This window comes from Pseudomonas sp. F220 (assembly GCF_057813935.1).
In genome coordinates this window covers 18014-43831 of the sequence record NZ_JBVASJ010000006.1, presented here as the reverse complement: position 1 = coordinate 43831, position 25818 = coordinate 18014, and the positions used below count along the sequence as shown (strand labels likewise).

Below are 25818 nucleotides of genomic sequence, written 5' to 3'. Positions count from 1 at the left end.
GTCGCTGACCTGGCGCCGAGCAAAACCTCCGGGGCCGCACAGTCGGCCCACATGGTTTCAAGGGGAGCATCAAGATGATCAAACGCAATCTGCTGGTTATGGGCCTCGCTGTACTGCTGAGCGCCTGCGGCTTCCAGCTGCGCGGTACCGGTTCCACCGAGCTCGCCATCACAGAGCTCGACCTGAGTGCCCGTAACGCCTATGGCGAGACCATCACACAACTGCGTCAGGTACTGGAGAGCAGCGGTGTCAAAGTCTACGCTGGCGCCCCTTATAAGCTGGCGCTGACGGATGAGCAGGAAAACCAACGCTCCCTCAGCTATGCCGGTGCCGGGCGCTCGGCCGAATACGAGCTGACCACCGTGCTGTACTACGAAATTCAGGGCCACGACAACCTGCCGTTAATCAGTGACAAGCTGCAAGTGCAGAAGGTATTCCTCCACGACGGCAACAACCTGGTAGGTTCCGACCAGGAAGCGGACCTGGTGCGCAAGGAAATGCGTCGTGACCTCGTGCAGCGCATGGTGCTGCGCCTGCAGCAGATGAGCCCGACACAGCTGGATCAATTGCAGCGAACCGCTGCTGCCAAAGCCAAGGCTGACGCCGACGCACTGGACGCGGCACAAAAGGCTGAAGCGGAAACACCTCGCCAATCGCCCCTGCAGTTGCAGAACCAGTAAGCCTTACGGGGTGCTCAAGCGCCCCGTTCGCCTCTTCTTATGAAACTCGCCCCCGCCCAACTCGCTAAACACCTGCAAGGTAACCTTGCGCCTGTGTACATCATCAGTGGCGATGACCCACTGCTGTGCCAGGAAGCCGCCGATGCCATCCGTTCTGCTGCCCGCCAGCAAGGCTTCGATGAGCGTCAAGTGTTCAGTGCCGACGCCAGCTTCGATTGGGGCACGCTGCTGCAAGCGGGTGCCAGCATGTCGCTGTTCGCCGAAAAACGCATATTGGAACTGCGCCTGCCTTCCGGCAAGCCCGGTGACAAAGGTGCCGCTGCGTTCATTGAATACTGCTCACGTCCTGCCGAAGACACCCTGCTGTTGATCAGCCTGCCCAAGCTCGACGGCAGCGCCCAGAAAACCAAGTGGGGCAAAGCGCTGATCGAAGGTCAGCAAACCCAGTTCGTGCAGATCTGGCCGGTGGATGCCAACCAGTTGCCACAATGGATTCGTCAACGCCTGTCTCAGGCCGGCCTCACGGCCAGCCAGGACGCTGTCGAACTGATTGCGGCGCGCGTGGAAGGCAATCTGTTGGCCGCAGCTCAGGAAATCGAAAAGCTCAAACTGATGGCCGAAGGTGGTCAGATCACCATCGATACGGTGCAAGCCGCGGTCGCCGACAGTGCACGCTTTGATGTTTTCGGGCTGATGGATGCGATTCTCAACGGTGAAGCCGCCCACGCCTTGCGCATGCTCGAAGGTCTGCGCGGTGAGGGCGTCGAACCGCCGGTGATTCTCTGGGCCCTGGCCCGAGAGCTGCGCCTGCTGGCCAACCTGTCGCTGCAATACAGCCAAGGGGTGCCGCTGGACAAAGCCTTCAGCCTGGCGCGTCCGCCGGTCTGGGATAAGCGCAAGCCGCTGATGAGCAAAGCCCTGCAACGCCACTCAGCCCAACGCTGGGGGCAATTGCTGCTCGATGCCCAGCGTATCGATGCACAGATCAAAGGCCAGGCCGCAGGCTCTCCGTGGATGAGTCTGAGTCGGTTGTCGTTGTTGATGGCAGGTCAACGGTTGACGCTGCCTGCCGAGTAAGTCTTTCGACCGCATAACGGCCATTCGCGGGCAAACGAAGCGTTGCCCGCGAAAACGGTCGAAAGATCCTACACATTGCAGGGGCTGGACAGAATCTCGACTCTGTCCGATGATCTGCACCGCATACCCCCTCACGAGCGAGATCTCACCATGAGCAATAAGCCATCAACGCATGGCCCCAACAAGGCCAAATCCATCATCGCCCAGCCATTGTTCCGCAGCCGTCAGGAACGAGCCGGCAAAGGCAAAGGCAGCTACCGCCGCGAAGCCTTCCAGTCTAAAAGCTGGGAGGCTTCTTACTTTCTGGCTGCTTAAAGCAGATACCCCCCTCGGCGTGATAAGGTCGACACCTGATTCGTATTTTCTGGACCTGTGCATGCCCTTTTGTATTTCCCGTCGTTGGCACTTACGCCAACTGATCGCTGCCTCCAGCCTTATTCTGTTAGTCGCCTGCGCGGAAAAACCGACCGCCGCCGACGCCCAACCGCTCCAGACCGCTCCTGCCGTCTCCGCTCCCGCCGTCACTCCTCCAATTGTCCCGACTGGCGATGATCTGGATATTCAGCCAACGCAGACTTTTGCCGAATGGCTGGCTGCCTTTCGCAAAGATGCTCTGGCCGCTGGCATCAGCCCGACACTTTTCGACCGGGCGTTTGCTGGCGTCACGCCGGACATGAGCGTGATCCGCGCCGACCGCAGCCAACCAGAATTTGCCCGTCCGGTCTGGGAATACCTCGACGGCGCCCTCTCCGCCCTGCGTGTACGCAAGGGCCAAGGGCTGCTCTACCAATATGCCGGGATCTTGCAGAACATCGAGCAACGTTATGGCGTTGATCGCCAGGCGTTGGTAGCGGTCTGGGGTATGGAAAGTAACTTCGGCAGCTTCCAGGGTGACAAGTCGGTGATCCGCTCACTGGCGACCCTGGCCTACGAAGGCCGACGGCCGGAGTTTGCCCATACCCAATTGCTGGCCGCTCTGCAGATTCTCCAGCAGGGTGATATCGAGCCCGAGAAAATGCTCGGTTCCTGGGCGGGCGCCATGGGGCAAACCCAGTTCATCCCGACCACCTACCTCACCCACGCGGTCGACTTCGACGGTGATGGTCGGCGCGATATCTGGGGCAGCCCGGCCGACGCCCTGGCCTCGACCGCTCACTACCTGCAAAGCTCGGGCTGGCAGAAGGGTCAGCCTTGGGGGTTCGAAGTTCAACTGGTGAACGGTTTCGACTATGCGCTGGCCGATGGCTCGATCCGCAAGACAGTTGCCGAGTGGATGCAGCTAGGACTCAAACTGCCCAACGGTGCGAGCGTGCCAGCCGGCTCCGAACAACTGTCCGCGGCCCTGTTGCTGCCAGCCGGTTATCGCGGCCCGGCGTTCCTGGTCCTCGACAACTTCCGCGCCATTCTCAAGTACAACAATTCGTCGTCTTATGCCTTGGCTGTAAGCCTGTTGTCCGAGCGTTTTAGCGGTGCTGGCCTGATCAGCGGCGAATGGCCGAAAGATGACCTGCCGTTGAGCCGCTCCGAGCGGATCGAGCTGCAAAGCCTGCTGAGCACCAACAACTACGACGCAGGTAATGCCGACGGAATCATCGGCGCCAATACCCGTAAGGCGATTCGCAGCGCACAGCAGTATTTTGGTTGGCCGGCTGATGGCTATCCGACGCATAAGCTGCTGGAGAGTTTGCGTAATCGTTAAAGCAAAAATCGTCCGAACGCGGCCCGAACCTGCGGCAGCTCCTACGCCGACCACGCTCACCAGACTTCTGTGTGAACGTAATACCGTAGGAGCTGCCGCAGGTTCGGGCCGCGTTCGGACGATCTTTTCTGCTATACCCACGCCCTCGCATGGGAGTGATGGTCTACGAACGAACCACCACATCCTGCTCTAGCACCAACTCTTGAGCCCCTGCATCCAGCCTGACCATCGCCCCCATCGGCAGGGTCAGGTTCGGATCACAGTGCCCGCTACGCCAACCGGCGAGTACTGGAATCTGTAGCGGTTCGAAGGTTTGCTTGAGCAACACCGCCAGCGCCTGCTCATCCACCCCGGCAATGTCCCCCACCAAGACCCCACAGAGCTTGCTCAGCTTGCCGGCCAGCCTTAGATGGGTCAGTAGACGGTCGATGCGGTACAGCGGCTCGTTGATGTCCTCGATGAACAGAATGATACCGTCGGCATCGATCTCGTAAGGCGTGCCCAGGGTGCCTGCAATCATTGAGAGATTGCCTCCCTGCAAGCGACCGCGCGCGATGCCCGGCACAATCGTGGTCAATGGATAAGCCTGCGGGTGGCTCAATACACTCCCGGACTGCAACTCTCCTCTGAGCATGCCGAGCAACGAGGATTCTGTAGGCTGCTGTTTATCGCCCAGCAGATCGGCGTTGAGCATCGGCCCATGAAAGGTCACGAAACCTGCATAACGACTGATCGCCAGGTGCAACGCGGTGATATCGCTGTAACCCACAAAAGGCTTGGCATTGCAGCGCAGCAGGTCGAAATCGATCCGGTCCAGCAAGCGCGGGCTTCCGTAACCACCACGCAGGCAAAGGATCGCGTCGATGCTACTGTCGGCAAACGCTGCGTGCAAGTCGTTCAAGCGAACCTCATCGCTTCCGGCAAGGTAGCCGTCAGTCTGTTCGACGCCGGGAAAGATACGCAGGGTGTAGCCCCTGGTTTGCATCCATTGAGCGGCCTTCCCGGTATCCAGCGCCGCCGGACCTGCTGGGGCGATCAAGCCGATCACTCCATTGGATGGCAATGCGGGCACTGGCACGTGATCGCAGGTCTTATCTGTTGATCGAATCGTCATCCATGGTTCTCCCTGCGTGAATTCTTCAACGCACAGTAGACACGAAAGCTTGCAAATAGAAGGGGATGAGCAGTCACAGGACGTGAAGAAAAAGGTGCTGAGTTCAGTAGTGCGCTGTTTTGCACCTCTGAAAAACCAAGCCACCCGCAGGAATGAAGATTCCTGCGGGTGGTCTGGATCAGGACATCAAGCTGGCTTTAACCAGTTTTGCCTGTTCGTCAGCATGGTACGAAGAACGCACCAGCGGACCGGATGCAACGTTCTTGAAGCCCATTTTGTAGCCTTCTTCGGCAAACCAGGCGAACACGTCAGGGTGCACGAAGCGCTGAACCGGCAAGTGGCTGCGCGACGGTTGCAGGTACTGACCAAGGGTCAGCATATCGATGTCGTGTTCGCGCATGCGCTTCATGACTTCGATGACTTCTTCGTCGGTCTCGCCCAGGCCAAGCATCAGGCCAGATTTGGTCGGAATATGCGGCATCATTTGCTTGAACTTCTGCAGCAATGTCAGCGACCACTGGTAATCCGAACCCGGACGCGCAGCCTTGTACAGACGCGGCACGGTTTCCAGGTTGTGGTTGAACACATCTGGCGGCTCGGCGGCGGTGATTTCCAGCGCCACGTCCATCCGGCCACGGTAGTCCGGGACCAGGGTTTCGAGCTGTACGTTTGGCGACAGCAGGCGGATTTCGCGGATGCAGTCGGCAAAGTGCTGGGCACCGCCATCACGCAGGTCGTCGCGGTCAACCGAAGTGATCACCACGTACTTCAAACCCAGATCAGCAATGGCAATGGCCAGGCTTTTCGGCTCGTCGACGTCCAGTGGCTTCGGACGACCGTGGCCGACGTCGCAGAACGGACAGCGACGGGTGCAAATGTCACCCATGATCATGAAGGTCGCGGTACCGCCGGAGAAGCACTCACCCAGGTTCGGGCACGAGGCTTCTTCGCAGACGCTGTGCAACTTGTGTTTGCGCAACAAGGCCTTGATGCGGTCGACTTCCGGGGAAACCGGGATGCGTACGCGAATCCAGTCTGGCTTTTTAGGCAACTCGGTGGTCGGAATGATCTTCACCGGAATGCGCGCGACCTTTTCGGCACCGCGCAACTTAACGCCGGCTTCAACTTTCGGACGGGCGACGCGCTCGGATACATCCAGCGTCGGGATCAGGGTTTGCACAGCGTCTTGCGCAGTAGTCATATCAATCGATTCCGCCCGTTAGGGTCGTCTGCTCAGCATAGTCGAGGTGTTTGACGAGCTGCACGCGCAGCCGGGCACTTACCTCGGCAAATTCAATCGGTCCTGTGTGTTCGCTCAACTGGGTCATCGCCAGCCCGGCGTAGCCACAGGGATTAATACGTCGAAACGGCTCCAGATCCATATCCACGTTCAAGGCCAGGCCGTGAAAGGAGCAACCGTGGCGGATCCGCAGGCCCAGGGAGGCGATTTTCGCTCCGTCGACGTAGACCCCCGGCGCATCGGCCTTGGCCACCGCCGTGACGCCATAACTGGCCAGTAGCTCGATCAGGCACAGCTCCATCCGGCTGACCAATTCGCGCACACCAAACCCCAGCTTGCGCACGTCCAGCAGCAGATAAGCCACCAACTGACCGGGGCCGTGATACGTCACTTGACCGCCGCGGTCCACTTGCACCACCGGAATATCTCCGGGGAGCAGCAAGTGCTCGGCCTTGCCCGCCTGGCCTTGAGTGAAGACCGGCGGATGCTGGACCAGCCAGATCTCGTCGGCAGCCTCAGTGCCACGCTCGTTGGTGAAGCGCTGCATGGCCTGCCAGACCGGTTCGTAAGCCATCTGGCCGAGCTCGCGAAAGCCCAGGGCTTGCGGCATCACAGCACCATGTGTACGAAACCGGTGGCCCGCAACTCGCTGTTAATGTCGTACAGCTGTTCTTGGCCGGTGGCGATGATGTGCAGCTGGATGGTCGTGTACTTGCCGTTGGTACTCTGGCGCTCGGCCAGGGTCTTGTGGTCAACGGTTGCGTGTTTCTCAAGGATCGCGATGATCTTGTCCTTGAAACCGACGCCGGTATCGCCGATCACTTTGATCGGATAATCAGCGCAAGGAAATTCGATTTTTGGCGCCTTTACTTCAGTATCTGTCATGGCGTAACGGCCTCGTAAGCCGTGGCGACGGACATACCCCCCGCTCTAAGTCAGAGCGAGAGGCACGCGGACCACAATAATCAGTTGAACAAGCCGTAGAAGAATAGACGGATGCTATCCCACATGCGGCGGAAGATACCACCTTCGTCGACAGCGTCCAGTGCGATCAAGTCGGCGCTGTGCACGACTTTATCGTCCAGTTTCACTTCGACTTTACCAATCACGTCGCCCTTGGCGATCGGCGCGACCAGTTGCGGATTCATGGTCATGCTTGCAGCAAGTTTCTTCAACTGGCCTTTAGGCAAAGTCATGGTCAGATCTTCAGCCAGACCGGCCTTGACTTGGTTGGTGGTGCCTTTCCAGACCGGAGCCTGAGCCAACTCGGCGCCCTTCTGGTAGAAGGTCTGGGTTTCGAAGAAGCGGAAACCGTAAGTCAGCAGCTTCTGGGTTTCAGCAGCGCGAGCCGTTTCACTGTTGGTGCCGAAGACCACGGCGATCAGACGCTGACCGTCACGCACCGCCGAGGACACCATGCAGTAGCCGGCTTCATCGGTGTGACCGGTTTTCAGACCGTCGACAGTCTTGTCACGCCACAGCAGCAGGTTGCGGTTCGGCTGTTTGATGCCGTTCCAGAAGAACTCTTTCTGCGAGTAGATCGCGTAGTGAGCCGGGTCTTCGTGGATGATTGCACGGGCCAGCAGCGCCATGTCGTGAGCCGACGAGTAGTGCTCCGGGTTTGGCAGACCGGTCGGGTTCATGAAGTGGCTGTTGGTCATGCCCAGATCGGCGACGGTTTTGTTCATCATGTCGGCGAACGCGTCTTCGCTACCGGCGATGTGCTCGGAGAGCGCAACACTGGCGTCGTTGCCCGACTGAATGATGATGCCGTGCAGCAGGTCGCTGACAGTGACCTGAGAGCCAACCTTGATGAACATCCGTGAACCGCCGGTACGCCAGGCGTTCTCGCTGACGGTCACCGGATCGTTTTCACCGATCTGGCCCCGACGGATTTCCAGGGTCGCGATGTAGGCCGTCATCAGTTTGGTCAGGCTCGCCGGTGGCAGGCGCTGGTCCCCATTGTTCTCGACCAGCACGTTACCGCTGCTGGCGTCCATGAGCACATAGGCCTTGGCAGCCAGTTGCGGTGGCGACGGCATCATCTCTGCCGCCCAGGCAGCAGGTGTGATGATCAGCGGGACAAGCAGGCACAGGCGTTTGGCAAAGGTGGTGATGTTCATCCGTCTCTCGAAATTGCTAATGGAAACTTGCCCTCGCGGGCAAAACTATTCTGACAACCGGCCCCCGGTTGTCGCGTGTTCAGTTGCTGACTCTATGGCCCTTCACCGGGCTTTTGTTCTTTGACGAACCAACAACCGGAACCCAACCTTGCGAACAAGGCCAGGCCCTCAATCTGATGTCACTATTCTGCTGTTACTACGCTCGGCTGGCCCAAATTGGCCAATCGCACGCTATTTTGCACTTGCTGGATTTCACCCGGCGTGCCGATCGGCCCCATCCGTACCCGATGTAGCGTTTGTTGATTGCGCACGATCGAGCTGATGAACACCGGAGCTTGCACCATCCCGCTCAGCTTCGATCTCAGCAGCTCTGCAGCGTCCGGGTTGGCGAAGGCGCCCACCTGAAGATACTGGCCAGAGGCTTGTGCAGAAGCGCTTTTTTTTGCATCCATCTGCACCGGCACAACGGCTGCGGCGTGCTGCTGCGGCGGCGGCGTCCATTGCTCGACCGTGCCGGCCGAAGCCGTCAGCACAGGAGCAGCGTTTTGCGCCACTTGCGGTTCGTTGAGCATCAACGGTGCTGGCCGACCACGTTGGGCCCACCACTCTTGCGGGTCAATGCCCTCAACCTTGACCCGCGCGGTGCCGATCTCGGCATAACCGAGCTTCTTGGCTGCCGCGTAAGACAAATCGATGATCCGGTCTGAGTAGAACGGCCCACGATCGTTGACTCGCAGAACCACGCTCTTGTTGTTGCCCAGGTTGGTCACCCGGACATAACTCGGAAGCGGCAGGGTCTTGTGCGCAGCACTCATGCCATACAGGTCATAGACTTCGCCGTTGGCGGTGTTCTGACCGTGAAACTTGGTGCCGTACCAGGAAGCCGTGCCCGAGGCGACATAGTTCTTCGACTCGCTTAACGGGAAGTAGTTTTTGCCCAACACCGTGTATGGGTTGGCCTTGTAGGGGCCTTGGTGCAAGGTTGGTGTGGCGTCCGGGATGCGCGAAACATCGACATCCCACCACGGCGCACCGTCTTTATGGGCGCGGTTGATATCCAGGCCAGGCATTGCGCGAACGGCGGTCGATGATTTCTGCTGCGGTGCGCGGCTGGTCGAACAACTGACCATCAGCAACGACAGCGCGGCGAAAGCCATCAGCTTCAGGGGTTTATGAATCGGCATTGCCCGCATTACTTGACGCCCCGTGCTTGGACCAGCAAATCAGACAGCTGATGCACGGCCATGGCGTACATCACACTGCGGTTATAGCGCGTGATCGCGTAAAAATTGTTCAGACCCATCCAGTATTCTGGACCATTGTCGCCGTCCAGGCGAAAAGCCGTGACCGGCATATCATCGCGCAGCGCATCATGACTCGACCAGCCCAGCGCCCGCAACTCCCCGACCGTTTTGACCGGTTCGATTCCCGGGGTCAAACCCTCGTCAACCTGATCGCCTCGCACAGTGGCCATGCTGACCACCGGCTCGCCGGCGACCCAGCCATGACGTTTGAAGTAGCTGGCAACGCTGCCGATGGCATCGTCAGGGTTGGTCCAGATATTAATGTGACCATCGCCATCGAAGTCCACAGCATAGGCGCGAAAGCTGCTCGGCATGAATTGCGGCAAGCCCATGGCACCAGCGTAAGAACCTTTGAGGGTCAACGGGTCGAGCTGTTCTTCACGGGCCAGGAGCAGAAACTCACGCAATTCTTTGCGGAAGAATTCGGCGCGTGGCGGGTAGTCAAAGCTCAGGGTCGACAAGGCGTCGATCACCCGATAGTTGCCGGTATTGCGGCCGTAGAAGGTTTCAATGCCGATGATCGACACGATCACCTGAGCTGGAACCCCATATTCTTGCTCGGCACGGGCCAGGACAGCTTCGTGTTGACGCCAGAAATCCACACCACGAGCGATGCGCGCGTCGGTGATGAACATCGGGCGGTACTCTTTCCATTGTTTGACCCGCTCGGCAGGCCGGGAAATTGCGTCGAGAATAGATTGTTTGCGCTCGGCTTCGCGGAACACGCCCATCAATTGCTCCCCGGCGAAACCGTAGTCGCGGGTCATTTCACCAACGAATTCGGCCACTTGCGGCGAGCCTTCATAATCGCCGGCCAGCACTTCCTGCGCCGCAACAAGGATGCCTACCAGGCCGACCCACGGAGCGTATCGAGTAGCCCAGCCACGCATTACTTGCATTGAAATCTTCACCTTATTCAAACCTGTGCGATCCACTTACGATGGGTATGGATCGACATCAAAACCCCAAACGCTGACAGCAGTGTCACCAGCGAAGTTCCGCCATAGCTAATAAACGGCAATGGCACCCCTACTACCGGCAACAGGCCACTGACCATACCGATGTTGACGAAAACGTAAACAAAAAACGTCATGGTCAGGCTACCGGCGAGCAATTTGCCGAACAATGTCTGCGCCTGAGCGGTAATCACCAGCCCACGACCGATCAACAGCAAATAAATCAGCAGCAAGGCGCAGATACCCACCAGGCCGAATTCTTCGCCCAGGACCGCGATGATGAAGTCGGTGTGGCTTTCCGGCAAAAAGTCCAGATGGGACTGGGTGCCGAGCAGCCAACCTTTACCGAATACACCGCCTGAGCCGATGGCGGCCTTGGACTGAATGATGTTCCAGCCGGTGCCGAGCGGATCGCTCTCCGGGTCGAGGAAGGTCAGGATCCGCTGCTTTTGGTAGTCATGCATGATGAAAAACCACATAGCGACCGCCACGGGAACAGCGGCGGCGATCACGCTGAGTATCCAGCGCCAGCGCAGGCCACCCATGAACAGCACGAACGCGCCGCCAGCGAGAATCAGCAGCGAAGTCCCGAGGTCGGGTTGGCGCACGATCAGGATGAATGGAACCCCGATCAGCATCAGGCTGATGCCCACATGCTTGAGTTGCGGTGGCAAGGTGCGCTTGGCCAAGTACCAGGCGATGGTCGCCGGCATGATGATTTTCATGAATTCAGAGGGCTGGAAGCGGATCACCCCGGGAATGTTGATCCAGCGCGTGGCGCCCATGGCGTTGTGGCCCATGACGTCCACCACCACCAACAGCACGACACCCAGCACATAGGCCAGTGGCACCCATCGCGCCATGAAGCGAGGCTCAAGCTGAGCGATGACAACCATCGACACCAGACCGATACCAAACGAGGTGGCCTGCTTGATCAGCAGATCCCAACTTTTGCCACTGGCTGAATACAGCACGAACAAACTGCCCGCCGCGAGCGTCAGCAGCAGGATCAGCAAGGGGCCATCAATGTGCATACGCTGCAACAGCGTCGCACGACGACGCATCACATCCTCACTGGAGAGGATGCGATCAAAATTACTCTTCACGGGCCGTAGCCTCCGCGCTTATAGGGCTGGCGAACTCAGGCTTGAGCTGGTGGTCCTGGCCCAGTAGCCAGGCATCCATCACCTGACGCACTACCGGTGCGGCGACGCCGGAACCGGACTCGCCGTTCTCGACCATGACCGCCACTGTGATTTTCGGGTTATCGGCCGGAGCAAAACCGACGAACAAGGCGTGGTCGCGGTGGCGCTCCTGAACTTTTGAACGGTCGTACTTTTCGCCCTGCTTGATCGCCACAACCTGTGCCGTACCACTTTTACCGGCAATCCGGTATGGCGAGCCAATGGCCGCTTTGCGCGCAGTGCCGCGGGCACCGTGCATCACCTGCTGCATGCCGTGATTGACCTTCATCCAATCGGATGGATCACGCAGGACGATGTCGGCGATCGGGTTTTCATCGCGCGGCCTCTCACCTTCGACGGTTTTAGCCAGGTGCGGGCGATTCCACTTGCCCTTGTTGGCTACCAGCGCCGTAGCCTGAGCCAATTGCAGCGGCGTCGCCTGCATGTAGCCTTGGCCAATCCCGAGAATCAGCGTCTCACCCGGGAACCAGGCCTGACGTCGAGTCGCACGCTTCCATTCCCGCGACGGCATCAAGCCCGGGGACTCTTCGAACATATCCAGGGAAACCTTCTGGCCAAGCCCGAACTTGCCCATATAGGCCGACAGCCGATCAATCCCCAGCTTATGCGCCAGGTCATAGAAATAGGTGTCGTTGGAACGCATGATCGCCGTGTCCAGATCCACATAGCCGTCGCCGGTGCGGTTCCAGTTACGGTATTTGTGATCGTAGTTGGGCAGTTGGTAGTAACCGGGATCGAACACGCGGCTCGAGGCGGTGACCACACCGGAGTCCAGCCCGGCAATCGCCACCGCCGGTTTGATCGTCGAACCCGGCGGATACAGACCGCGCAGGACCCGATTGAACAGTGGACGATCGATGGAGTCACGCAACTCGGCGTAGGCCTTGAAACTGATACCGGTGACGAACAGATTCGGGTCGAAACTCGGCTGACTGACCATCGCCAGTACCTCGCCGGTGCTCGGGTCCAGCGCCACCACCGCGCCACGTCGACCACCCAGGGCGAGCTCGGCGGCTTCTTGCAATTTGATGTCCAGGCTCAGGACAATGTCCTTGCCGGGAATCGGATCGGTACGCTTGAGCACCCGCAACACGCGGCCCCGGGCGTTGGTCTCGACTTCTTCGTAACCCACCTGACCATGCAACTCGGGCTCGTAGAAGCGCTCGATGCCGGTTTTGCCGATATGGTGGGTGCCGCTGTAATTGACTGGATCGAGGCTCTTGAGCTCTTTCTCGTTGATCCGCCCCATATACCCCACAGAGTGGGCAAAGTGCGCCCCCTGTGGATAGTGACGAACCAGTTGCGCGACCACTTCTACACCCGGCAAACGGAACTGATTGACCGCGATGCGGGCGATTTGCTCTTCGTCCAGCTCGAACAGAATCGGCACCGGCTCGAATGGCCGGCGCCCCTGTTTCATGCGTTTCTCGAACAGCACCCGATCTTCCGGTGTCAGTTGCAGAACCTCGACGATCACATCGAGTACTTGCTGCCAGTCCCCGGAGCGCTCGCGGGTCATGCTCAGGCTGAAGCTGGGCCGGTTATCGGCCACCACAACCCCATTACGGTCGAAGATCAGCCCGCGAGTCGGCGGAATGGGCTGCACATGAACGCGATTGTTCTCCGACAGCGTGGAGTGATACTCGTACTGGATCACCTGGAGGAAATACAGCCGCGCGATCAGCACCCCAATCAGGAACACCACCGCTATTGCACCGAACACGACCCGGCCACGCACCAGACGGGCGTCTTTCTCGTGGTCCTTGATGCGGATCGGTTGGGACATTTAGGGCGCGATGCTATTTGTGATAAGGGTGCCCGGACAGAACTGTCCAGGCGCGATACAGCTGTTCACCGATCAGAATCCGCACCAGCGGATGCGGCAACGTCAGTGGCGACAGCGACCAGCGCTGATCGGCCCGCGCACAAACCTCCGGCGCCAGCCCCTCGGGGCCGCCGACCATAAAATTCACCGTGCGCGAATCCAGCCGCCAGCGATCCAGCTCGACCGCCAGTTGTTCGGTGCTCCAGGGTTTACCGTGCACTTCAAGCGTGACAATCCGCTCATTCGGGCCAACCTTGGCCAGCATGGCTTCGCCTTCCTGACGGATGAAGCGCGCCACGTCAGCGTTCTTGCCACGGGTATTGAGCGGTATTTCCACCAGTTCCAGCGCCAGCTCGGATGGCAGACGCTTGGCATATTCATGCCAGCCTTCCTCCACCCATTTGGGCATGCGAGAACCGACGGCGATCAGACGCAGTCGCACAGCGGTCCCTTATTCCTGGTCGCGGTTGAGCTTGATGAAGTGCTCGTGGGAGTTTTCCGGGCTGTGGTGAGCAGCGTTCAGAGCACGGCTCTGTTCAGCACCAGACCACAGACGCTCAAGGTCGTAGAACTGACGTGCAGAGGCGGTCATCATGTGCACGATGACATCATCCATGTCCAGCAGCACCCAGTCGCTGTTGCCCTTGCCTTCTTCACCCAGCGGCTTGACGCCCTGAGCCTTGACCGCCTCGCGAACCTTATCCAGCATCGCGCCGATCTGGCGGTTGGAAGTACCTGTAGCGATGATCATGAAGTCAGTGATGCTCTGCTTTTCACGAACGTCGATCACCTGAATGTCCTGGGCCTTCACGTCTTCCAGGGCCGCTACGGCAACCTTGACCAGCTCTTCACCGGAGAGTACCACGCCGGTTTCAGCCGTTACTGGCAGCGGGGCGCTCTTGAACGTGCCTTTGCGCTTTACTTTAGATACGTCTTTGTCAGTCATATAAAACTCGTTTTGCTCGTATGTTCAGGCGCTTCAATTCACGTTTATTCGTGCCTTGAAGCGCTCCTTTTCAGTTCGACGCACGGTAAAGTCCGTGCGCATCGATGTAGGCCAGGACCGCGTCAGGCACCAGGAAACGTACCGACTTACCGCTGGCCAGCAGTTGACGGATCTGGGTGGCGGATACCGCGAGCGGCGTCTGCCAGACGAATGCAATCTGTCCGCTCGGCCCCTTGAGGGCCAACGGGTCGCTCACCGAGCGCGCCGCCAGCAGGTTGCGCAAGGCATCCGGCGGTTCGCTGTCGGCATCCGGGCGTTGCAGCACCAGGATGTGGCAATGCTGGAGCAACTCTTCCCAGCGGTGCCAAGTGGGCAGGCCGCAAAATGCGTCCCAGCCCAAAAGCAGAAATAACTGGTCATCTGCGGCCAGCTCGGCCCGCATCAGTTCCAGGGTGTCGATAGTGTAGGACGGCTTGTCCCGGTGCAGCTCGCGAGCGTCCACCACCAACGGCGCAACGCCCGCCACCGCACATTCGACCATCGCCAGACGGTCGAGGGCCGAGACCTGCGGCGTATCCCGATGCGGTGGTCTGGCACTAGGTGTCAGACGCAGCTCATCGAGCGCCAGCGATTCGGCCACCTCCAGCGCACCGCGCAAATGGCCGATGTGCACCGGATCGAAGGTCCCGCCCAACACGCCAATGCGTCGAGACAGGGGTTCGCTTTGGGTCACGGCAGCTGACTGGCGTTTATCGGCCAAGTCAGACCGACTCCTGACCGCGCAACTGGCCATCACCGACCACGATGTACTTCTCGCAGGTCAAACCCTCGAGACCCACCGGGCCGCGGGCGTGCAGCTTATCAGTAGAAATGCCAATCTCCGCACCCAATCCATACTCGAAGCCATCGGCGAAGCAGGTCGGGGTGTTGATCATCACCGAGCTTGAATCAACTTCAGCCACAAACCGCCGGGCTTCACCCTGATGTTCGGTGACGATCGAGTCGGTGTGATGGGAGCCGTAATGATTGATGTGTTCGATGGCCTCATCCAGCCCGTCGACCACGCGGATCGACAGGATCGGCGCCAGGTATTCGGTGTTCCAGTCTTCTTCGGTTGCCGCGACTGCATCGATGATTGCGCAAGTCCGCTCGCAACCCCGCAGCTCGACACCCTTGGCGCGGAACTGTTCGGCCATCGCCGGCAAGAAATCGGCAGCGACCGCCTGGTCAACCAACAAGGTTTCCATGGCACCGCAGATACCGTAACGATAAGTCTTGGCGTTGAACGCGATTCGCTGGGCCTTCGGCAACTCGGCGTGGGCACTGACATAAATGTGGCAGATACCATCCAGGTGCTTGATGACCGGCACACGGGCGTCACGGCTGACGCGCTCGATCAGGCCTTTGCCGCCACGGGGCACGATCACGTCGACGTATTCGGGCATGGTGATCAGCGCGCCAACGGCAGCACGATCAGTCACTTCAACCACTTGCACCACAGCCGCCGGCAAGCCGGCTTCGGCCAGGCCACTCTGAATGCAGATGGCAATAGCGCGATTGGAATGAATAGCTTCGGAGCCGCCACGCAGGATGGTCGCATTACCCGATTTCAGGCACAGGCTCGCGGCGTCAATGGTCACGTTGGGACGCGACTCATAGATGATTCCCACAACGCCCAACGGCACGCGCATCTTGCCCACTTGAATACCCGACGGCCGATAGCTCATGTCGCGGATCGCGCCAATCGGGTCCGGCAGGCTGGCCACCTGACGCAAACCGACAATCATGCTGTCGATCCGCGCCGGAGTCAGCGCCAGACGCTCAAGCATGGCCGGCTCAAGGCCATTGGCCCGACCAGCGGCCAGGTCCAGTTCATTGGCGGCGGTCAACTCGGCGCGAGCAGCATCCAACGCGGCGGCGGCGGCGTGCAGCGCGCGGTTTTTCTGCGCGGTGCTGGCACGGCCGATCACGCGGGAGGCTTCGCGGGCAGCGCGACCCAAGCGGGTCATGTAGTCAAGAACGGACTCAGTCATGGTCTGTTGTGGTCTTGGCAAAGAGGAAAGCGGCAGATTATAGCTGTCGCGCTCTCCTACTAACAGCGGTGACGGGCGGATGGTCGAAATGGAGGGCAAATAGAGGACGTTCAGCCGTGATTAAGCTTGAAATTGCTATCATCGCGACTCAATTTGCCTTAATTGCCGCTTGCCACCATGTCCAACCTGACCGTTCCACTGTCTGCTTCGAACATGCCCAAGGCGCTGGCTGACCCTTTTTTCGACCGTGACGCTCAAGTGCTGGCCCGCGAACTGCTGGGCAAAGTCATCCGTCACCGGGTCGGCGATCTATGGCTCAGCGCGCGAATCATCGAGACCGAAGCCTATTACTGTGCCGAGAAAGGCAGCCATGCCTCCCTCGGCCACACAGAAAAACGTAAAGCTTTGTTTCTGGGTGGCGGCCACATCTATATGTACTACGCCCGTGGCGGTGATTCGCTGAACTTCAGCGCGCAAGGACCGGGCAATGCCGTCCTGATCAAATCGGCCTATCCCTGGGTCGACGAGTGGTCGGGCCCCGCCAGCCTGGCGCAAATGCTGTTGAACAACCCCGACGCCAACGGTCGACCCCGCCCGTCGCAGAAGCTCTGCGCCGGCCAGACCTTGCTCTGCAAAGCGCTGGGTCTGAAAGTGCCCAGGTGGGACGCAAAACGCTTCGATCATGAGCTGCTGTTTGTCGAAAATGTCGGCACGCCGCCTGCACACATCATTCAAACCACTCGGCTGGGCATCCCGCACGGGCGCGACGAACACTTGATGTACCGCTTCGTCGATGCAGCCTACGCGCCTTATTGCACCCGAAACCCGCTACGCCGTGGCCAGGTCGAAGGTCGCGACTATTTTCTAATCTGAAACACCGTCCCGTAGGAGCTGCCGCAGGTTCGGCTCCTACATGACAACAATCCAACGGAGTTGAATCTATGGGCCCATGGCTCGATAGCCTGACCATCTGGTTGACGGCAAATCCGCAATGGCTGGCTGCTGCGGTATTCATAGTGGCGTGCGTCGAGTGCCTGGCAATTGCCGGGCTGATCGTGCCAGGCACGGTGTTGTTATTTGCCATCGCGGTACTGGCCGGCAGTGGCGCACTGTCCTTGGGTGAAACCCTGCTACTGGGTTTTCTCGGTGGCTTGTTTGGCGATGTGGTGTCTTACTTGCTCGGCAGACGCTTTCACCAGAACATCCGGCGCCTACCGGGGCTGCGCCATCACCCAGAGTGGATCAGCGGCGCCGAGACATATTTCCAGCGCTATGGCATCGCCAGTTTGCTGATCGGGCGCTTTATTGGTCCGTTGCGACCTATGCTGCCGATGGTTGCCGGGATGTTCGACATGCCGTTTCCACGCTTTATTGCAGTCAGCGTATTGGCGGCAGCGGGCTGGACGGTCGCCTATTTGCTGCCGGGCTGGGCCACTGGCGCGGCCATCCGCTTGCCGTTACCGGAAGGCTTCTGGCCACAAGCCGGGGTCGTGGTGGGCAGTATTGCCGTACTGCTGGGGCTGAGCATCAACAGCACCTTACGCCGCCATCGCAAATCCACGCTACTGATCGCGGGATTGAGCCTGGCGGTATTAGCGGGGTTGTTTGTCGGTTACCCATACCTGAACCTGTTCGACCAAGGCTTGATAACGCTGGTACAGGAGCACCGTAGCCCGGCGATGGATGAGGCGATGGTGATGGCCACGCAAATCGGCGAGTTCCGAGCGATGCTGGCCGCCAGCGCCCTGCTAACGATATTGCTGCTAGCGACGCGCCAATGGCGTCAAGCGATCTTCACCGGTAGCACCTTGCTCGTCACGGCGCTGGGCAATACAGCGACAAAATGGTTTTTCGCCCGGGTACGCCCCGAAGTGCTGACCGATCCACTGACCAGCTACAGCATGCCCAGCGGCCATAGCTCCGGTTCATTCGCCTTGTTCCTGACCCTGGCGGTACTTGCCGGACGCGGCCAGCCACCGCGGATGCGCCTGACCTGGCTGTTGCTGGGCTGTTTGCCAGCGGCGTCGATTGCGCTATCGCGGGTGTATCTCGGGGCCCATTGGCCGACGGATGTACTGGCAGGCGCCATGCTCGCCGCCTGCGTTTGCGCGGCCAGCCTGAACCTGATCCAGCGCCAGACCTCCCTGGGCGCGATGCCGACCAAAGTCTGGTGGCTGGTACTGCCACCGCTTGCGGCGTTGTTCGGCTTCTTCGCACTGCGGCATCTGCCTAATGCGATGTTGCTGTACGCGTACTAACGCAAGCAGATCAAAAGATCGTTTTCAGGCAAACAACTCACCCTGCAACTCATCAAGCAACGCCTGGATCGCGTCCAGGCGTTGTTGCGGATCGTCCAGTTGCAGCAGGTCGAGCTTGTCCAGTTCAGAAAACGGCAACAGATAAGCCAGCTGATTGGCCAATGATTGCTGGCCCGTTGCCTCGGTGCCCATGTTCAAGGCTTCGACCATTGGGTGCTCGGCCAGGGCCTTGAGCAAGGCGATCAGGTCGGCATCTTCATCCTGCAAGGGTTGCTCGGGCACCTCGCCCAGCCACTCGATCTCGGCAACAGTCAATTGATCACGCTGCACTTGGGTGCTCAGCACGCGAAACCTGCGCCCGCCCTCAACGCGAATCCCCAGCAGGCCATTGTCCTGCTGTTTGAAATCACGAATCAACGCCTCACACCCGACCAGGGCATAACCCTCTGGTGCGACGCCAACCTCATCACCCTCGAGAATGCACACCACGCCAAAGCCGCCGTTCTGCTTCATGCAGCGGCTGATCATGTCCAGGTAACGCGCCTCGAAAATCTGCAGATCGAGGGTGCAACCAGGGAACAACACCGTGTTCAGAGGGAATAGCGCCAGACTCATAAAGGTTTCCTTAAACCACCATCGACACCGCCAGCGGCAGGAACACCGCCGTGGCCACGCCCATCAAACTCATCGCCAACGCGGCGAAAGCGCCACATTCTTCACTTTCCTGCAACGCCACCGAGGTACCGACCGCATGCGCCGTCATGCCCAGCGCCATGCCGCGAGCTTCGGGGCTATGAACACCTAATCGAGTCAAAAGACTCGGTCCGAAAATCGCCCCGATCACTCCGGTGATCAACACAAAGACCGCCGCCAATGCCGCGACACCACCAATCTGCTCGGCCACCAACATAGCGATCGGCGAGGTCACCGACTTGGGCGCCATAGTCATCAGAATCATGTGCTCGGCACCGAACCACCCACCCAGCAACACGCCGAGGCCGGTCGCCACCACACCCCCTATCACCAGCGTAGTAAATATCGGCCAGAACAGCTGCCGAATCCGCCGCAGATTGAGATAGAGCGGTACCGCCAGGGCAACGGTTGCCGGCCCCAGCAAGATGCTGAGTATCTCAGTACTTTTGCGGTACTCGGCGTAGGTCAGGCCGCAGCCGAGCAGTACGCCGATCACCAGCAGCATCGACACCAGCACCGGTTGCAAAAAAATCCAGCGGGTTTTCTCGAACGCCGCCAGCACCAGCTGATAGGCGCCCAGAGTAATACCGATGCCGAACAATGGATGATGAATCACCGCCGCCCAGGCGCTCTGCCAATCGAAGGTCATTGGGCATCCTCCCGGCGCGCCTGGCGCTTGACCAGCGTGTTCATCAGCACGCCGACGAAGGCCATGGAGATCACCAGCGACAGCACCAGCGCGCCGGCGATCGCCCAGAAGTCCGCAGCAATGTCGGCGGCATAAACCATCACCCCTGCCGCTGGCGGTACCAGCAACAACGGCAAGTAACGCAGCAGGCTGCTGGCCGCCAGGCTCAGCGGTTCAGCGACTTCGCCACGGGTAATCAGATACACCAGCAACAGCAGTAGACCGACAATCGGCCCCGGTAGAACCGGCAAAAACAAGTGATTGATGGCGGTGCCAAGCAATTGAAACAGCACCAGCCAGGTCAGGCCGCGTAACAACATCCGTCATCTCCCGCAAAATCGCGCCGGGCATTATAAGCACGCCACGCGCTATGAACCGGCATTCGCAAAAACCATAAATGGTTGACCGGAGCAAGTGGCCATGATGATCTAAAGTGGTTGCCTGGGGGCCAACCCCATTACTCAAAAAACTATAAAACCGATGAACCCAAGGAGAGTCTCAATGCCCTATGTTCCAGTTGCAGAGCTCAAAGATTATGTCGGCAAGGAACTCGGACGTTCCGAATGGCTCACCATTGATCAGGAACGCATCAACCTGTTCGCTGAAGCCACAGGCGACTTTCAGTTCATCCACGTTGATCCGGTGAAGGCTGCGCAAACACCGTTTGGCGGCACGATTGCCCATGGCTTTTTGTCGCTGTCGTTGATTCCCAAACTGATGGAAGACATTCTGGTATTGCCAGAAGGTTTGAAAATGGTCGTCAACTATGGCCTCGATAGCGTGCGTTTCATTCAGCCGGTCAAGGTCAACTCCAAAGTCCGACTCAAGGTCGACCTGACTGAAGTCACCGAAAAGAAGCCCGGCCAGTGGTTGTTCAAAGCCACCGTGACCCTGGAAATCGAAGGCCAGGAAAAGCCGGCGTATATCGCTGAACCCCTGTCCCTCTGCTTCGTTTAATCCTTCCCGGATGCGAAACAGCTTTTGCTGTTTCGCTCGCCCCTTATATAAGACCCATAGCTACGGCATACTCGGTCCCCTAATTGCCCGGATCCCGCTATGCGCTCACTTGCACCCCTCGTTCTTACCCTGTTGCTCACCGCCTGTGGCGACGGCGAATCGCTATTGCCGCCCGATGCACGCTTGCCGGATGGCGGACGCTATCGTGGCGACGTGATCAACGGACTGTTGCAGGGACAGGGCCGCGTCGACTACCCGAATGGCAGCTGGTACGCGGGCCAGTTCGACAAGGGCCAGTGGCATGGTCAGGGCGAGTGGCACGGCAGCAATGGCGAAGTGTACAGCGGGCAGTTCCAGCAAGGCCTGTTCCATGGTCAAGGCACTCTGACTACCAGCGGTAGCAGCTACACCGGCGGTTTCAAGCTCGGCCATCGCGACGGTGAAGGCACGCTCAAAGAAGACGGTATGACCTACCGCGGTGAATTCAAGTCCGACCAGTATTCAGGGCTCGGTCGTCTGGAGCTCGACGACGACAGCCAGTACCAGGGTCAGTTCGCCAACGGCAAACCTAACGGCGAAGGCCAGCGTGGCGATGCCAGCGGCAACCAGTTCACTGGCCATTTCGTCGATGGTCAACTGGAAGGCAACGGCACCTTCAATAGCGCCGACGGGGACATGTACGTCGGCGGCTTCAAGCAGAACCAATTGCACGGCAAGGGCCGCTATGAAAACGCCGACGGCGATGTCTGGATCGGCCAGTTCAAAGAAGGTGCACTGAATGGCAAAGGTGAGCTGATTGGAGTCGACGGCAGCCACTACATCGGGCAGTTCAGTGACTGGCGCTTCACCGGCCAGGGCCGCTTGAACCTCAGTGACGGCAGCTTCTATATCGGTCAGTTCGACGGCGACAGCTATCAGGGTCACGGTACTCTGGTGCTGCACGATGGCACCGTGCAAAGCGGCTATTGGGTTAATGGCCAACGGGTGCGTGATGCTGACGGCAAGCTGCTACCGGACACACTGGAAGTCGGCTTGCTGGCTCAAGGTCGCCTGCTCGAACAAGCCTTGGCCAATGTGCCGGCGTCCACTGCGGCGGTCGAGTTGTACACCCTGACGCTGGCCGGTGACGGCAAACAAAGTGTGTTCCTGCGTGAGGCCGACTACGTCAGCAACATGCTCGCCAGCCGCTTTGGCGCCTATGGTCAGATCCGCTTGGTCAACCACCGCGAGCACCTTGGTGATCGGCCCATGGCCACCCGAGAGAGCCTGCGACGCGCGGTGCTGACTCTGGCCGAACGCAGTGGGCCGGAAGATTTGCTGTTCATTTACCTGACCAGCCACGGCACCCAAGAACACGAACTGGTGCTGGACCAGCCGCGCCTGGAGCTGGCCGACCTGCCGGCCGACGAGTTGGCCGCAGTGCTCGCACCGCTGAAGAATCGCGACAAGATCATTGTGATCTCGGCCTGTTACTCCGGCGGCTTTATCCCGGCACTCAAAGATGAAAGAACTTTAATCATGACGGCCTCGCGAGCTGACAGGGTGTCCTTTGGCTGTTCGGAAGAAGCCGACTTCACCTACTTCGGCGACGCACTGTTCGCCCAGGCACTGAACCAGACCGACGACCTGCAGCAGGCCTTCACCCTGGCCAAGGCGACCGTCGCCGAGCGTGAATTGGCGGACAACTTCGAAGCCTCGGAACCACAAATCTGGGCACCGAAGGGCGTCCTCGCGCGCTGGCAACTGTTACGCAAGCAGCAAGCACGAAAGGCGCTCGAAAGCGCCTCGTTGAACAGCAAGGAAGCAAAGAGCAACTAAGCTGAACAGTATCAAGGGGGACACACTATGTACTTGACGCCTCAGCACATCTTGCTTGCCGGAGCTTCCGGTCTGACCGGTGAACATTTACTCGACCGCCTGCTCAACGAGCCGACGATCAGCCGCGTATTAGCACCCTCACGCCGGCCGCTGGCCAAGCATCCGCATCTGGAAAACCCAGTGGGCGACCCCGCAGTGGTTCTTCCACAGCTCAGTGGGCGCGTCGATATCGCTTTCTGCTGCCTGGGCACTACCATCAAACAGGCCGGTTCCGAGCAAGCCTTTCGGGCGGTGGACCTCGACCTGGTCGTGGCCTTCGGCAAACGCGCCCGGGAGATGGGCGCGCGGCATCTGATCGTGATCAGCGCCATCGGCGCCGATCGGAGGTCCTCGGTGCTCTACAACCGAGTCAAAGGCGAAATGGAATATGCCTTGAAGGCCCAGGACTGGCCGCAGCTGACCATCGTCCGCCCTTCCCTTTTGCTGGGTGAGCGTCTGGAGCCGCGCCTGGCCGAACAACTGGCAGCACCATTTTCCAGACTGTTACCCGGCAAATACCACGGCATCGAAGCCTGCCAATTGGCCCGGGCCATGTGGCGTCTGGCGCTGGAAGAACAGGATGGGACTCGAATCGTCGAGTCGGATGAGTTGCGCAAACTAGGTAAATAAGATCAAACGATCGTCCGAACGCGCCCGAATCTATCGGCAGCTCCTACGGGTATACGCGGTCAATGTAGGAGCTGCCGATAGGTTCGGGCCGCGTTCGGACGATCTTTTAGTGCCTACAACCCACCCGTCGCCTGAAACCCAACCCCCAGCACCGTCAACACCGACAGCGGCAACAATAAGGTGTCGAGCAACGCGCTGGCCGGTAAATCGACGCCCGGATAGCTCGGTGCTTCGGCGCCGAAGCGGTCCATGGCACAGCACCCGCCTTGCATCGCATACACGTCCAGACGTGTGCCCGAATACACGACCGGCGCCCCTGGCTTGGCGGCATCCAGGGTTCGCGCCGTGGCGCAGCCGCCTAATTGCAGGGCCAGGACAATGCTCAGTAGCTTATTCATCGCTGCTCAAATGGTGTTCGCCCCAACGTGGCAGCATGTCTTGTGGGATGTTCAGCAGATTGAGAATCCGCGCCACGACGAAATCGATCAGATCATCGATGGTCTGTGGCTGGTGATAGAAACCCGGTGAGGCCGGCAGGATGGTCACGCCCATGTTCGACAGCTTGAGCATGTTCTCCAGATGGATGCTGGAGTACGGCGCTTCACGCGGCACCAGAATCAGCTGACGACGCTCCTTCAAGGTGACATCCGCAGCGCGCTCGATCAGGTTGTTGCACGCGCCCATGGCGATTGCCGACAAGGTCCCGGTAGAACACGGCACCACCACCATCGCGCTCGGCGAGCCGGAGCCAGAGGCCACGGGCGACATCCAGTCTTCCTTTCCGTACACGCGAATTTGCCCGGCAGCGGCGCCGGTGTATTCGGTAAGGAAGGCCTGCATCATCTGGGTTTTCGGCGGCAGCGACACATCGGTCTCGGTGGCCATCACCAGTTGCGCGGCCTTGGAGATCAAAAAATGCACCTCGCGATCTTCACGCACCAGGCAGTCGAGCAGGCGTAAGCCGTACTGCGCGCCAGACGCACCGGTCATCGCCAGAGTGATGCGTTCCGGGCTGTTGTTCATTGCAGCGCCTCGGCCAGTTTGCCGTGCAGGCCGCCGAAGCCGCCGTTGCTCATGATCACCACGTGGGTACCGGGCTTGGCTTGGCTTTTCACCCGGTCGATGATGCCTTCCAGCGAATCACTGACGATCGACGGCACGGTGCACAGCGCTGCGGTTGCGCCGAGATCCCAACCGAGGTTCGCTGGCGAGTACCAGATCACCTGATCGGCATCGACCACGCTTTCCGGCAAACCATCACGGTGCGCGCCGAGTTTCATGGAGTTGGAGCGCGGTTCGATGATCGCGATCAACGGCGCGTCGCCGATACGTTTGCGCAGACCGTCGAGGGTGGTGGCAATCGCGGTCGGGTGGTGGGCAAAGTCGTCGTAGATGGTGACGCCGTGAACCTCAGCGACCTTCTCCATCCGCCGTTTGACGCTTTTGAAAGCGCTCAATGCGGCGATGCCCATGGACGGCACTACGCCAACATGCCGTGCAGCGGCCAAGGTGGCCAAGGCGTTGGCGACGTTGTGCTGACCGGTCATGTCCCACTCGACCACGCCTTGGGCGGCGCCTTCGAACATGACTTCAAACTTCGAGCCGTCTTCGCTGAGCAGCTTGACCTGCCATTGGCCGCCGACGCCGGTGGTTTGTACCGGAGTCCAGCAGCCCATTTCGATCACCCGCAGCAACGCAGGCTCGGTGGTCGGATGGATCACCAGGCCCTCGCTTGGGATGGTCCGCACCAAATGGTGGAACTGCCGCTCGATGGCCGGCAGGTCGGGGAAGATGTCGGCGTGATCGAACTCGAGGTTGTTCAGGATCGCGGTGCGGGGGCGGTAGTGAACGAACTTGGAGCGTTTGTCGAAGAAGGCGCTGTCATATTCATCCGCCTCGACCACAAAGAACGGCGTACTGCCCAAGCGCGCCGACACGGCAAAGTTCTGCGGCACGCCGCCGATCAGGAAGCCCGGGCTCATGCCCGCGTGCTCCAGCACCCAGGCCAGCATGCTGCTGGTGGTGGTTTTGCCGTGAGTACCCGCAACCGCCAGCACCCAGCGACCTTGCAGCACATGGTCGGCCAGCCATTGCGGACCGGAGACATAAGGCAAGCCTTTGTTCAGCACGTACTCAACCGCCGGATTACCGCGGGACAGCGCATTGCCGATCACTACCAGATCCGGTGCCGGATCGAGCTGGGCGGGATCGTAGCCCTGCGTCAATTCAATACCCTGAGCCTGCAATTGAGTGCTCATCGGCGGATAGACGTTGGCATCGGAGCCGGTCACGTGATGGCCCAGCTCTTTGGCCAATACCGCCAACGAGCCCATGAATGTGCCGCAAATACCAAGAATATGAATGTGCATAGTCGACCTCGTAAAACATCGAGGCAGGTTAGCGTAGGGTGGGAAAATTCGCACTCTTTAGGTGACAGAGGCTAAATGACTGTGGGGGATTTCAGAATTTCTATCCGATTCGAAAACCAACCCCTCACCCTAGCCCTCTCCCCGGAGGGGAGAGGGAATTGATC

28 protein-coding genes are annotated in these 25818 nt (G+C 59.5%); 9 read left to right on the top strand and 19 right to left on the bottom strand.

The genetic code is table 11. The annotated features are described in order from the left end of the window. Nucleotides 1-74: 74 nt before the first annotated feature. The 4 genes from ACZYSM_RS08030 (at nt 75) to ACZYSM_RS08015 (ending at nt 3456) form a co-directional block, all read left to right on the top strand. Nucleotides 75-680, top strand: coding sequence for an LPS-assembly lipoprotein LptE (locus tag ACZYSM_RS08030; RefSeq protein ID WP_489070541.1), 606 nt, complete (start codon nt 75-77; stop codon nt 678-680). 39 nt (nt 681-719) lie between these two features. After that, on the top strand, nt 720-1757 hold the full coding sequence (holA, locus tag ACZYSM_RS08025) for a DNA polymerase III subunit delta (protein ID WP_489070539.1): 1038 nt from the start codon (nt 720-722) through the stop codon (nt 1755-1757). 150 nt (nt 1758-1907) lie between these two features. Further along, complete coding sequence (gene arfA / locus ACZYSM_RS08020; protein ID WP_489070537.1) at nt 1908-2072, top strand: alternative ribosome rescue factor ArfA; 165 nt, start codon at nt 1908-1910, stop codon at nt 2070-2072. A 61-nt stretch (nt 2073-2133) separates the two neighbouring features. Beyond that, nucleotides 2134-3456, top strand: coding sequence for a lytic murein transglycosylase (locus ACZYSM_RS08015; protein WP_489070536.1), 1323 nt, complete (start codon nt 2134-2136; stop codon nt 3454-3456). A 163-nt stretch (nt 3457-3619) separates the two neighbouring features. On the opposite strand, the gene ACZYSM_RS08010 is transcribed toward ACZYSM_RS08015, so the two are convergent. From ACZYSM_RS08010 to ACZYSM_RS07950, 13 genes are all read right to left on the bottom strand, one after another. After that, complete coding sequence (locus tag ACZYSM_RS08010) at nt 3620-4570, bottom strand: S66 peptidase family protein (protein ID WP_489070534.1); 951 nt, start codon at nt 4568-4570, stop codon at nt 3620-3622. 178 nt (nt 4571-4748) lie between these two features. Next, nucleotides 4749-5771 carry a lipoyl synthase gene (lipA, locus tag ACZYSM_RS08005; protein ID WP_489070532.1) on the bottom strand — a complete coding sequence of 341 codons (1023 nt, stop codon included), beginning with the start codon at nt 5769-5771 and terminating at the stop codon, nt 4749-4751. Between the two features lies 1 nt (nt 5772). Further along, complete coding sequence (gene lipB, locus ACZYSM_RS08000) at nt 5773-6420, bottom strand: lipoyl(octanoyl) transferase LipB (protein WP_489070530.1); 648 nt, start codon at nt 6418-6420, stop codon at nt 5773-5775. Further along, on the bottom strand, nt 6420-6695 hold the full coding sequence (locus ACZYSM_RS07995; RefSeq protein ID WP_008152827.1) for a DUF493 domain-containing protein: 276 nt from the start codon (nt 6693-6695) through the stop codon (nt 6420-6422). The genes lipB and ACZYSM_RS07995 overlap by 1 nt, the downstream gene beginning before the upstream one ends. An 80-nt stretch (nt 6696-6775) precedes the next feature. After that, nucleotides 6776-7933, bottom strand: a complete 1158-nt coding sequence (locus ACZYSM_RS07990; protein ID WP_489070527.1) for a D-alanyl-D-alanine carboxypeptidase family protein — start codon at nt 7931-7933, stop codon at nt 6776-6778. Nucleotides 7934-8115: 182 nt separating this feature from the next. Next, a complete protein-coding gene (locus tag ACZYSM_RS07985; protein ID WP_489070525.1) occupies nt 8116-9126 on the bottom strand; it encodes a septal ring lytic transglycosylase RlpA family protein in 1011 nt (336 codons plus the stop codon). After that, a complete protein-coding gene (gene mltB, locus ACZYSM_RS07980) occupies nt 9126-10136 on the bottom strand; it encodes a lytic murein transglycosylase B (protein WP_489070523.1) in 1011 nt (336 codons plus the stop codon). The genes ACZYSM_RS07985 and mltB overlap by 1 nt, the downstream gene beginning before the upstream one ends. A gap of 17 nt (nt 10137-10153) precedes the next feature. After that, nucleotides 10154-11257, bottom strand: coding sequence for a rod shape-determining protein RodA (gene rodA, locus ACZYSM_RS07975; RefSeq protein WP_489070835.1), 1104 nt, complete (start codon nt 11255-11257; stop codon nt 10154-10156). A 31-nt stretch (nt 11258-11288) separates the two neighbouring features. Then, nucleotides 11289-13184, bottom strand: coding sequence for a penicillin-binding protein 2 (gene mrdA / locus ACZYSM_RS07970; RefSeq protein ID WP_489070521.1), 1896 nt, complete (start codon nt 13182-13184; stop codon nt 11289-11291). A gap of 13 nt (nt 13185-13197) precedes the next feature. Next, nucleotides 13198-13665 carry a 23S rRNA (pseudouridine(1915)-N(3))-methyltransferase RlmH gene (gene rlmH / locus ACZYSM_RS07965; protein WP_003185785.1) on the bottom strand — a complete coding sequence of 156 codons (468 nt, stop codon included), beginning with the start codon at nt 13663-13665 and terminating at the stop codon, nt 13198-13200. Nucleotides 13666-13674: 9 nt separating this feature from the next. Further along, nucleotides 13675-14169, bottom strand: coding sequence for a ribosome silencing factor (gene rsfS, locus ACZYSM_RS07960; RefSeq protein ID WP_489070519.1), 495 nt, complete (start codon nt 14167-14169; stop codon nt 13675-13677). Nucleotides 14170-14239: 70 nt separating this feature from the next. Then, nucleotides 14240-14884: a nicotinate-nucleotide adenylyltransferase gene (gene nadD, locus ACZYSM_RS07955; protein WP_489070833.1), complete on the bottom strand. Its 645-nt coding sequence runs from the start codon at nt 14882-14884 to the stop codon at nt 14240-14242. 46 nt (nt 14885-14930) lie between these two features. Then, nucleotides 14931-16202, bottom strand: coding sequence for a glutamate-5-semialdehyde dehydrogenase (locus ACZYSM_RS07950; RefSeq protein ID WP_489070517.1), 1272 nt, complete (start codon nt 16200-16202; stop codon nt 14931-14933). Between the two features lie 177 nt (nt 16203-16379). Here ACZYSM_RS07950 and ACZYSM_RS07945 point away from each other — a divergent pair, with 177 nt between their 5' ends. Further along, nucleotides 16380-17075, top strand: coding sequence for a DNA-3-methyladenine glycosylase (locus tag ACZYSM_RS07945; RefSeq protein ID WP_489070515.1), 696 nt, complete (start codon nt 16380-16382; stop codon nt 17073-17075). Between the two features lie 68 nt (nt 17076-17143). Then, the gene (locus ACZYSM_RS07940) at nt 17144-18460 is read left to right on the top strand and encodes a bifunctional DedA family/phosphatase PAP2 family protein (RefSeq protein WP_489070513.1); all 1317 of its coding nucleotides are present in this window, start codon (nt 17144-17146) and stop codon (nt 18458-18460) included. Nucleotides 18461-18484: 24 nt separating this feature from the next. Here the strand turns inward: ACZYSM_RS07940 and ACZYSM_RS07935 are convergent, their stop codons facing one another. From ACZYSM_RS07935 to ACZYSM_RS07925, 3 genes are read right to left on the bottom strand one after another with little or no spacing between them, the layout of a single operon-like run. Further along, nucleotides 18485-19075 (bottom strand): LON peptidase substrate-binding domain-containing protein, encoded by a 591-nt coding sequence (locus ACZYSM_RS07935; protein ID WP_489070511.1) that lies wholly within the window; start codon nt 19073-19075, stop codon nt 18485-18487. Between the two features lie 10 nt (nt 19076-19085). Continuing rightward, entirely contained in the window at nt 19086-19802 is a 717-nt protein-coding gene (locus ACZYSM_RS07930) for an LrgB family protein (protein ID WP_489070509.1), read from the bottom strand. Beyond that, a complete protein-coding gene (locus tag ACZYSM_RS07925; protein ID WP_489070507.1) occupies nt 19799-20161 on the bottom strand; it encodes a CidA/LrgA family protein in 363 nt (120 codons plus the stop codon). Before ACZYSM_RS07925 ends, ACZYSM_RS07930 begins: the two co-directional genes overlap by 4 nt. Before the next feature lie 181 nt (nt 20162-20342). Here ACZYSM_RS07925 and ACZYSM_RS07920 point away from each other — a divergent pair, with 181 nt between their 5' ends. The 3 genes from ACZYSM_RS07920 to ACZYSM_RS07910 all read left to right on the top strand — a co-directional run bounded on the left by ACZYSM_RS07920 (nt 20343) and on the right by ACZYSM_RS07910 (nt 23285). Beyond that, a complete protein-coding gene (locus tag ACZYSM_RS07920) occupies nt 20343-20798 on the top strand; it encodes a MaoC family dehydratase (RefSeq protein ID WP_489070505.1) in 456 nt (151 codons plus the stop codon). A 99-nt stretch (nt 20799-20897) separates the two neighbouring features. Next, nucleotides 20898-22616 carry a C13 family peptidase gene (locus ACZYSM_RS07915; protein WP_489070503.1) on the top strand — a complete coding sequence of 573 codons (1719 nt, stop codon included), beginning with the start codon at nt 20898-20900 and terminating at the stop codon, nt 22614-22616. Nucleotides 22617-22643: 27 nt separating this feature from the next. Then, a complete protein-coding gene (locus tag ACZYSM_RS07910; RefSeq protein ID WP_489070501.1) occupies nt 22644-23285 on the top strand; it encodes an oxidoreductase in 642 nt (213 codons plus the stop codon). Nucleotides 23286-23398: 113 nt separating this feature from the next. On the opposite strand, the gene ACZYSM_RS07905 is transcribed toward ACZYSM_RS07910, so the two are convergent. The 3 genes from ACZYSM_RS07905 to mpl are packed head-to-tail and all read right to left on the bottom strand — an operon-like array spanning nt 23399 to nt 25654. Then, entirely contained in the window at nt 23399-23683 is a 285-nt protein-coding gene (locus ACZYSM_RS07905) for a YceK/YidQ family lipoprotein (RefSeq protein ID WP_489070499.1), read from the bottom strand. Beyond that, the gene (ubiX, locus tag ACZYSM_RS07900) at nt 23676-24308 is read right to left on the bottom strand and encodes a flavin prenyltransferase UbiX (RefSeq protein ID WP_489070497.1); all 633 of its coding nucleotides are present in this window, start codon (nt 24306-24308) and stop codon (nt 23676-23678) included. Before ubiX ends, ACZYSM_RS07905 begins: the two co-directional genes overlap by 8 nt. Further along, entirely contained in the window at nt 24305-25654 is a 1350-nt protein-coding gene (mpl, locus tag ACZYSM_RS07895) for a UDP-N-acetylmuramate:L-alanyl-gamma-D-glutamyl-meso-diaminopimelate ligase (protein WP_489070495.1), read from the bottom strand. Before mpl ends, ubiX begins: the two co-directional genes overlap by 4 nt. Nucleotides 25655-25818: the final 164 nt, after the last annotated feature.

Coding starts and splice junctions, on each gene's coding strand:
- ACZYSM_RS08030 (WP_489070541.1), top strand. CDS start 75: ATGATCAAACGCAATCTGCTGGTTATGGGCCTCGCTGTACTGCTGAGC.
- holA (WP_489070539.1), top strand. CDS start 720: ATGAAACTCGCCCCCGCCCAACTCGCTAAACACCTGCAAGGTAACCTT.
- arfA (WP_489070537.1), top strand. CDS start 1,908: ATGAGCAATAAGCCATCAACGCATGGCCCCAACAAGGCCAAATCCATC.
- ACZYSM_RS08015 (WP_489070536.1), top strand. CDS start 2,134: ATGCCCTTTTGTATTTCCCGTCGTTGGCACTTACGCCAACTGATCGCT.
- ACZYSM_RS08010 (WP_489070534.1), bottom strand. CDS start 4,570: ATGACGATTCGATCAACAGATAAGACCTGCGATCACGTGCCAGTGCCC.
- lipA (WP_489070532.1), bottom strand. CDS start 5,771: ATGACTACTGCGCAAGACGCTGTGCAAACCCTGATCCCGACGCTGGAT.
- lipB (WP_489070530.1), bottom strand. CDS start 6,420: ATGCCGCAAGCCCTGGGCTTTCGCGAGCTCGGCCAGATGGCTTACGAA.
- ACZYSM_RS07995 (WP_008152827.1), bottom strand. CDS start 6,695: ATGACAGATACTGAAGTAAAGGCGCCAAAAATCGAATTTCCTTGCGCT.
- ACZYSM_RS07990 (WP_489070527.1), bottom strand. CDS start 7,933: ATGAACATCACCACCTTTGCCAAACGCCTGTGCCTGCTTGTCCCGCTG.
- ACZYSM_RS07985 (WP_489070525.1), bottom strand. CDS start 9,126: ATGCGGGCAATGCCGATTCATAAACCCCTGAAGCTGATGGCTTTCGCC.
- mltB (WP_489070523.1), bottom strand. CDS start 10,136: ATGCAAGTAATGCGTGGCTGGGCTACTCGATACGCTCCGTGGGTCGGC.
- rodA (WP_489070835.1), bottom strand. CDS start 11,257: ATGCGTCGTCGTGCGACGCTGTTGCAGCGTATGCACATTGATGGCCCC.
- mrdA (WP_489070521.1), bottom strand. CDS start 13,184: ATGTCCCAACCGATCCGCATCAAGGACCACGAGAAAGACGCCCGTCTG.
- rsfS (WP_489070519.1), bottom strand. CDS start 14,169: ATGACTGACAAAGACGTATCTAAAGTAAAGCGCAAAGGCACGTTCAAG.
- ACZYSM_RS07950 (WP_489070517.1), bottom strand. CDS start 16,202: ATGACTGAGTCCGTTCTTGACTACATGACCCGCTTGGGTCGCGCTGCC.
- ACZYSM_RS07945 (WP_489070515.1), top strand. CDS start 16,380: ATGTCCAACCTGACCGTTCCACTGTCTGCTTCGAACATGCCCAAGGCG.
- ACZYSM_RS07940 (WP_489070513.1), top strand. CDS start 17,144: ATGGGCCCATGGCTCGATAGCCTGACCATCTGGTTGACGGCAAATCCG.
- ACZYSM_RS07935 (WP_489070511.1), bottom strand. CDS start 19,075: ATGAGTCTGGCGCTATTCCCTCTGAACACGGTGTTGTTCCCTGGTTGC.
- ACZYSM_RS07930 (WP_489070509.1), bottom strand. CDS start 19,802: ATGACCTTCGATTGGCAGAGCGCCTGGGCGGCGGTGATTCATCATCCA.
- ACZYSM_RS07925 (WP_489070507.1), bottom strand. CDS start 20,161: ATGTTGTTACGCGGCCTGACCTGGCTGGTGCTGTTTCAATTGCTTGGC.
- ACZYSM_RS07920 (WP_489070505.1), top strand. CDS start 20,343: ATGCCCTATGTTCCAGTTGCAGAGCTCAAAGATTATGTCGGCAAGGAA.
- ACZYSM_RS07915 (WP_489070503.1), top strand. CDS start 20,898: ATGCGCTCACTTGCACCCCTCGTTCTTACCCTGTTGCTCACCGCCTGT.
- ACZYSM_RS07910 (WP_489070501.1), top strand. CDS start 22,644: ATGTACTTGACGCCTCAGCACATCTTGCTTGCCGGAGCTTCCGGTCTG.
- ACZYSM_RS07905 (WP_489070499.1), bottom strand. CDS start 23,683: ATGAATAAGCTACTGAGCATTGTCCTGGCCCTGCAATTAGGCGGCTGC.
- ubiX (WP_489070497.1), bottom strand. CDS start 24,308: ATGAACAACAGCCCGGAACGCATCACTCTGGCGATGACCGGTGCGTCT.
- mpl (WP_489070495.1), bottom strand. CDS start 25,654: ATGCACATTCATATTCTTGGTATTTGCGGCACATTCATGGGCTCGTTG.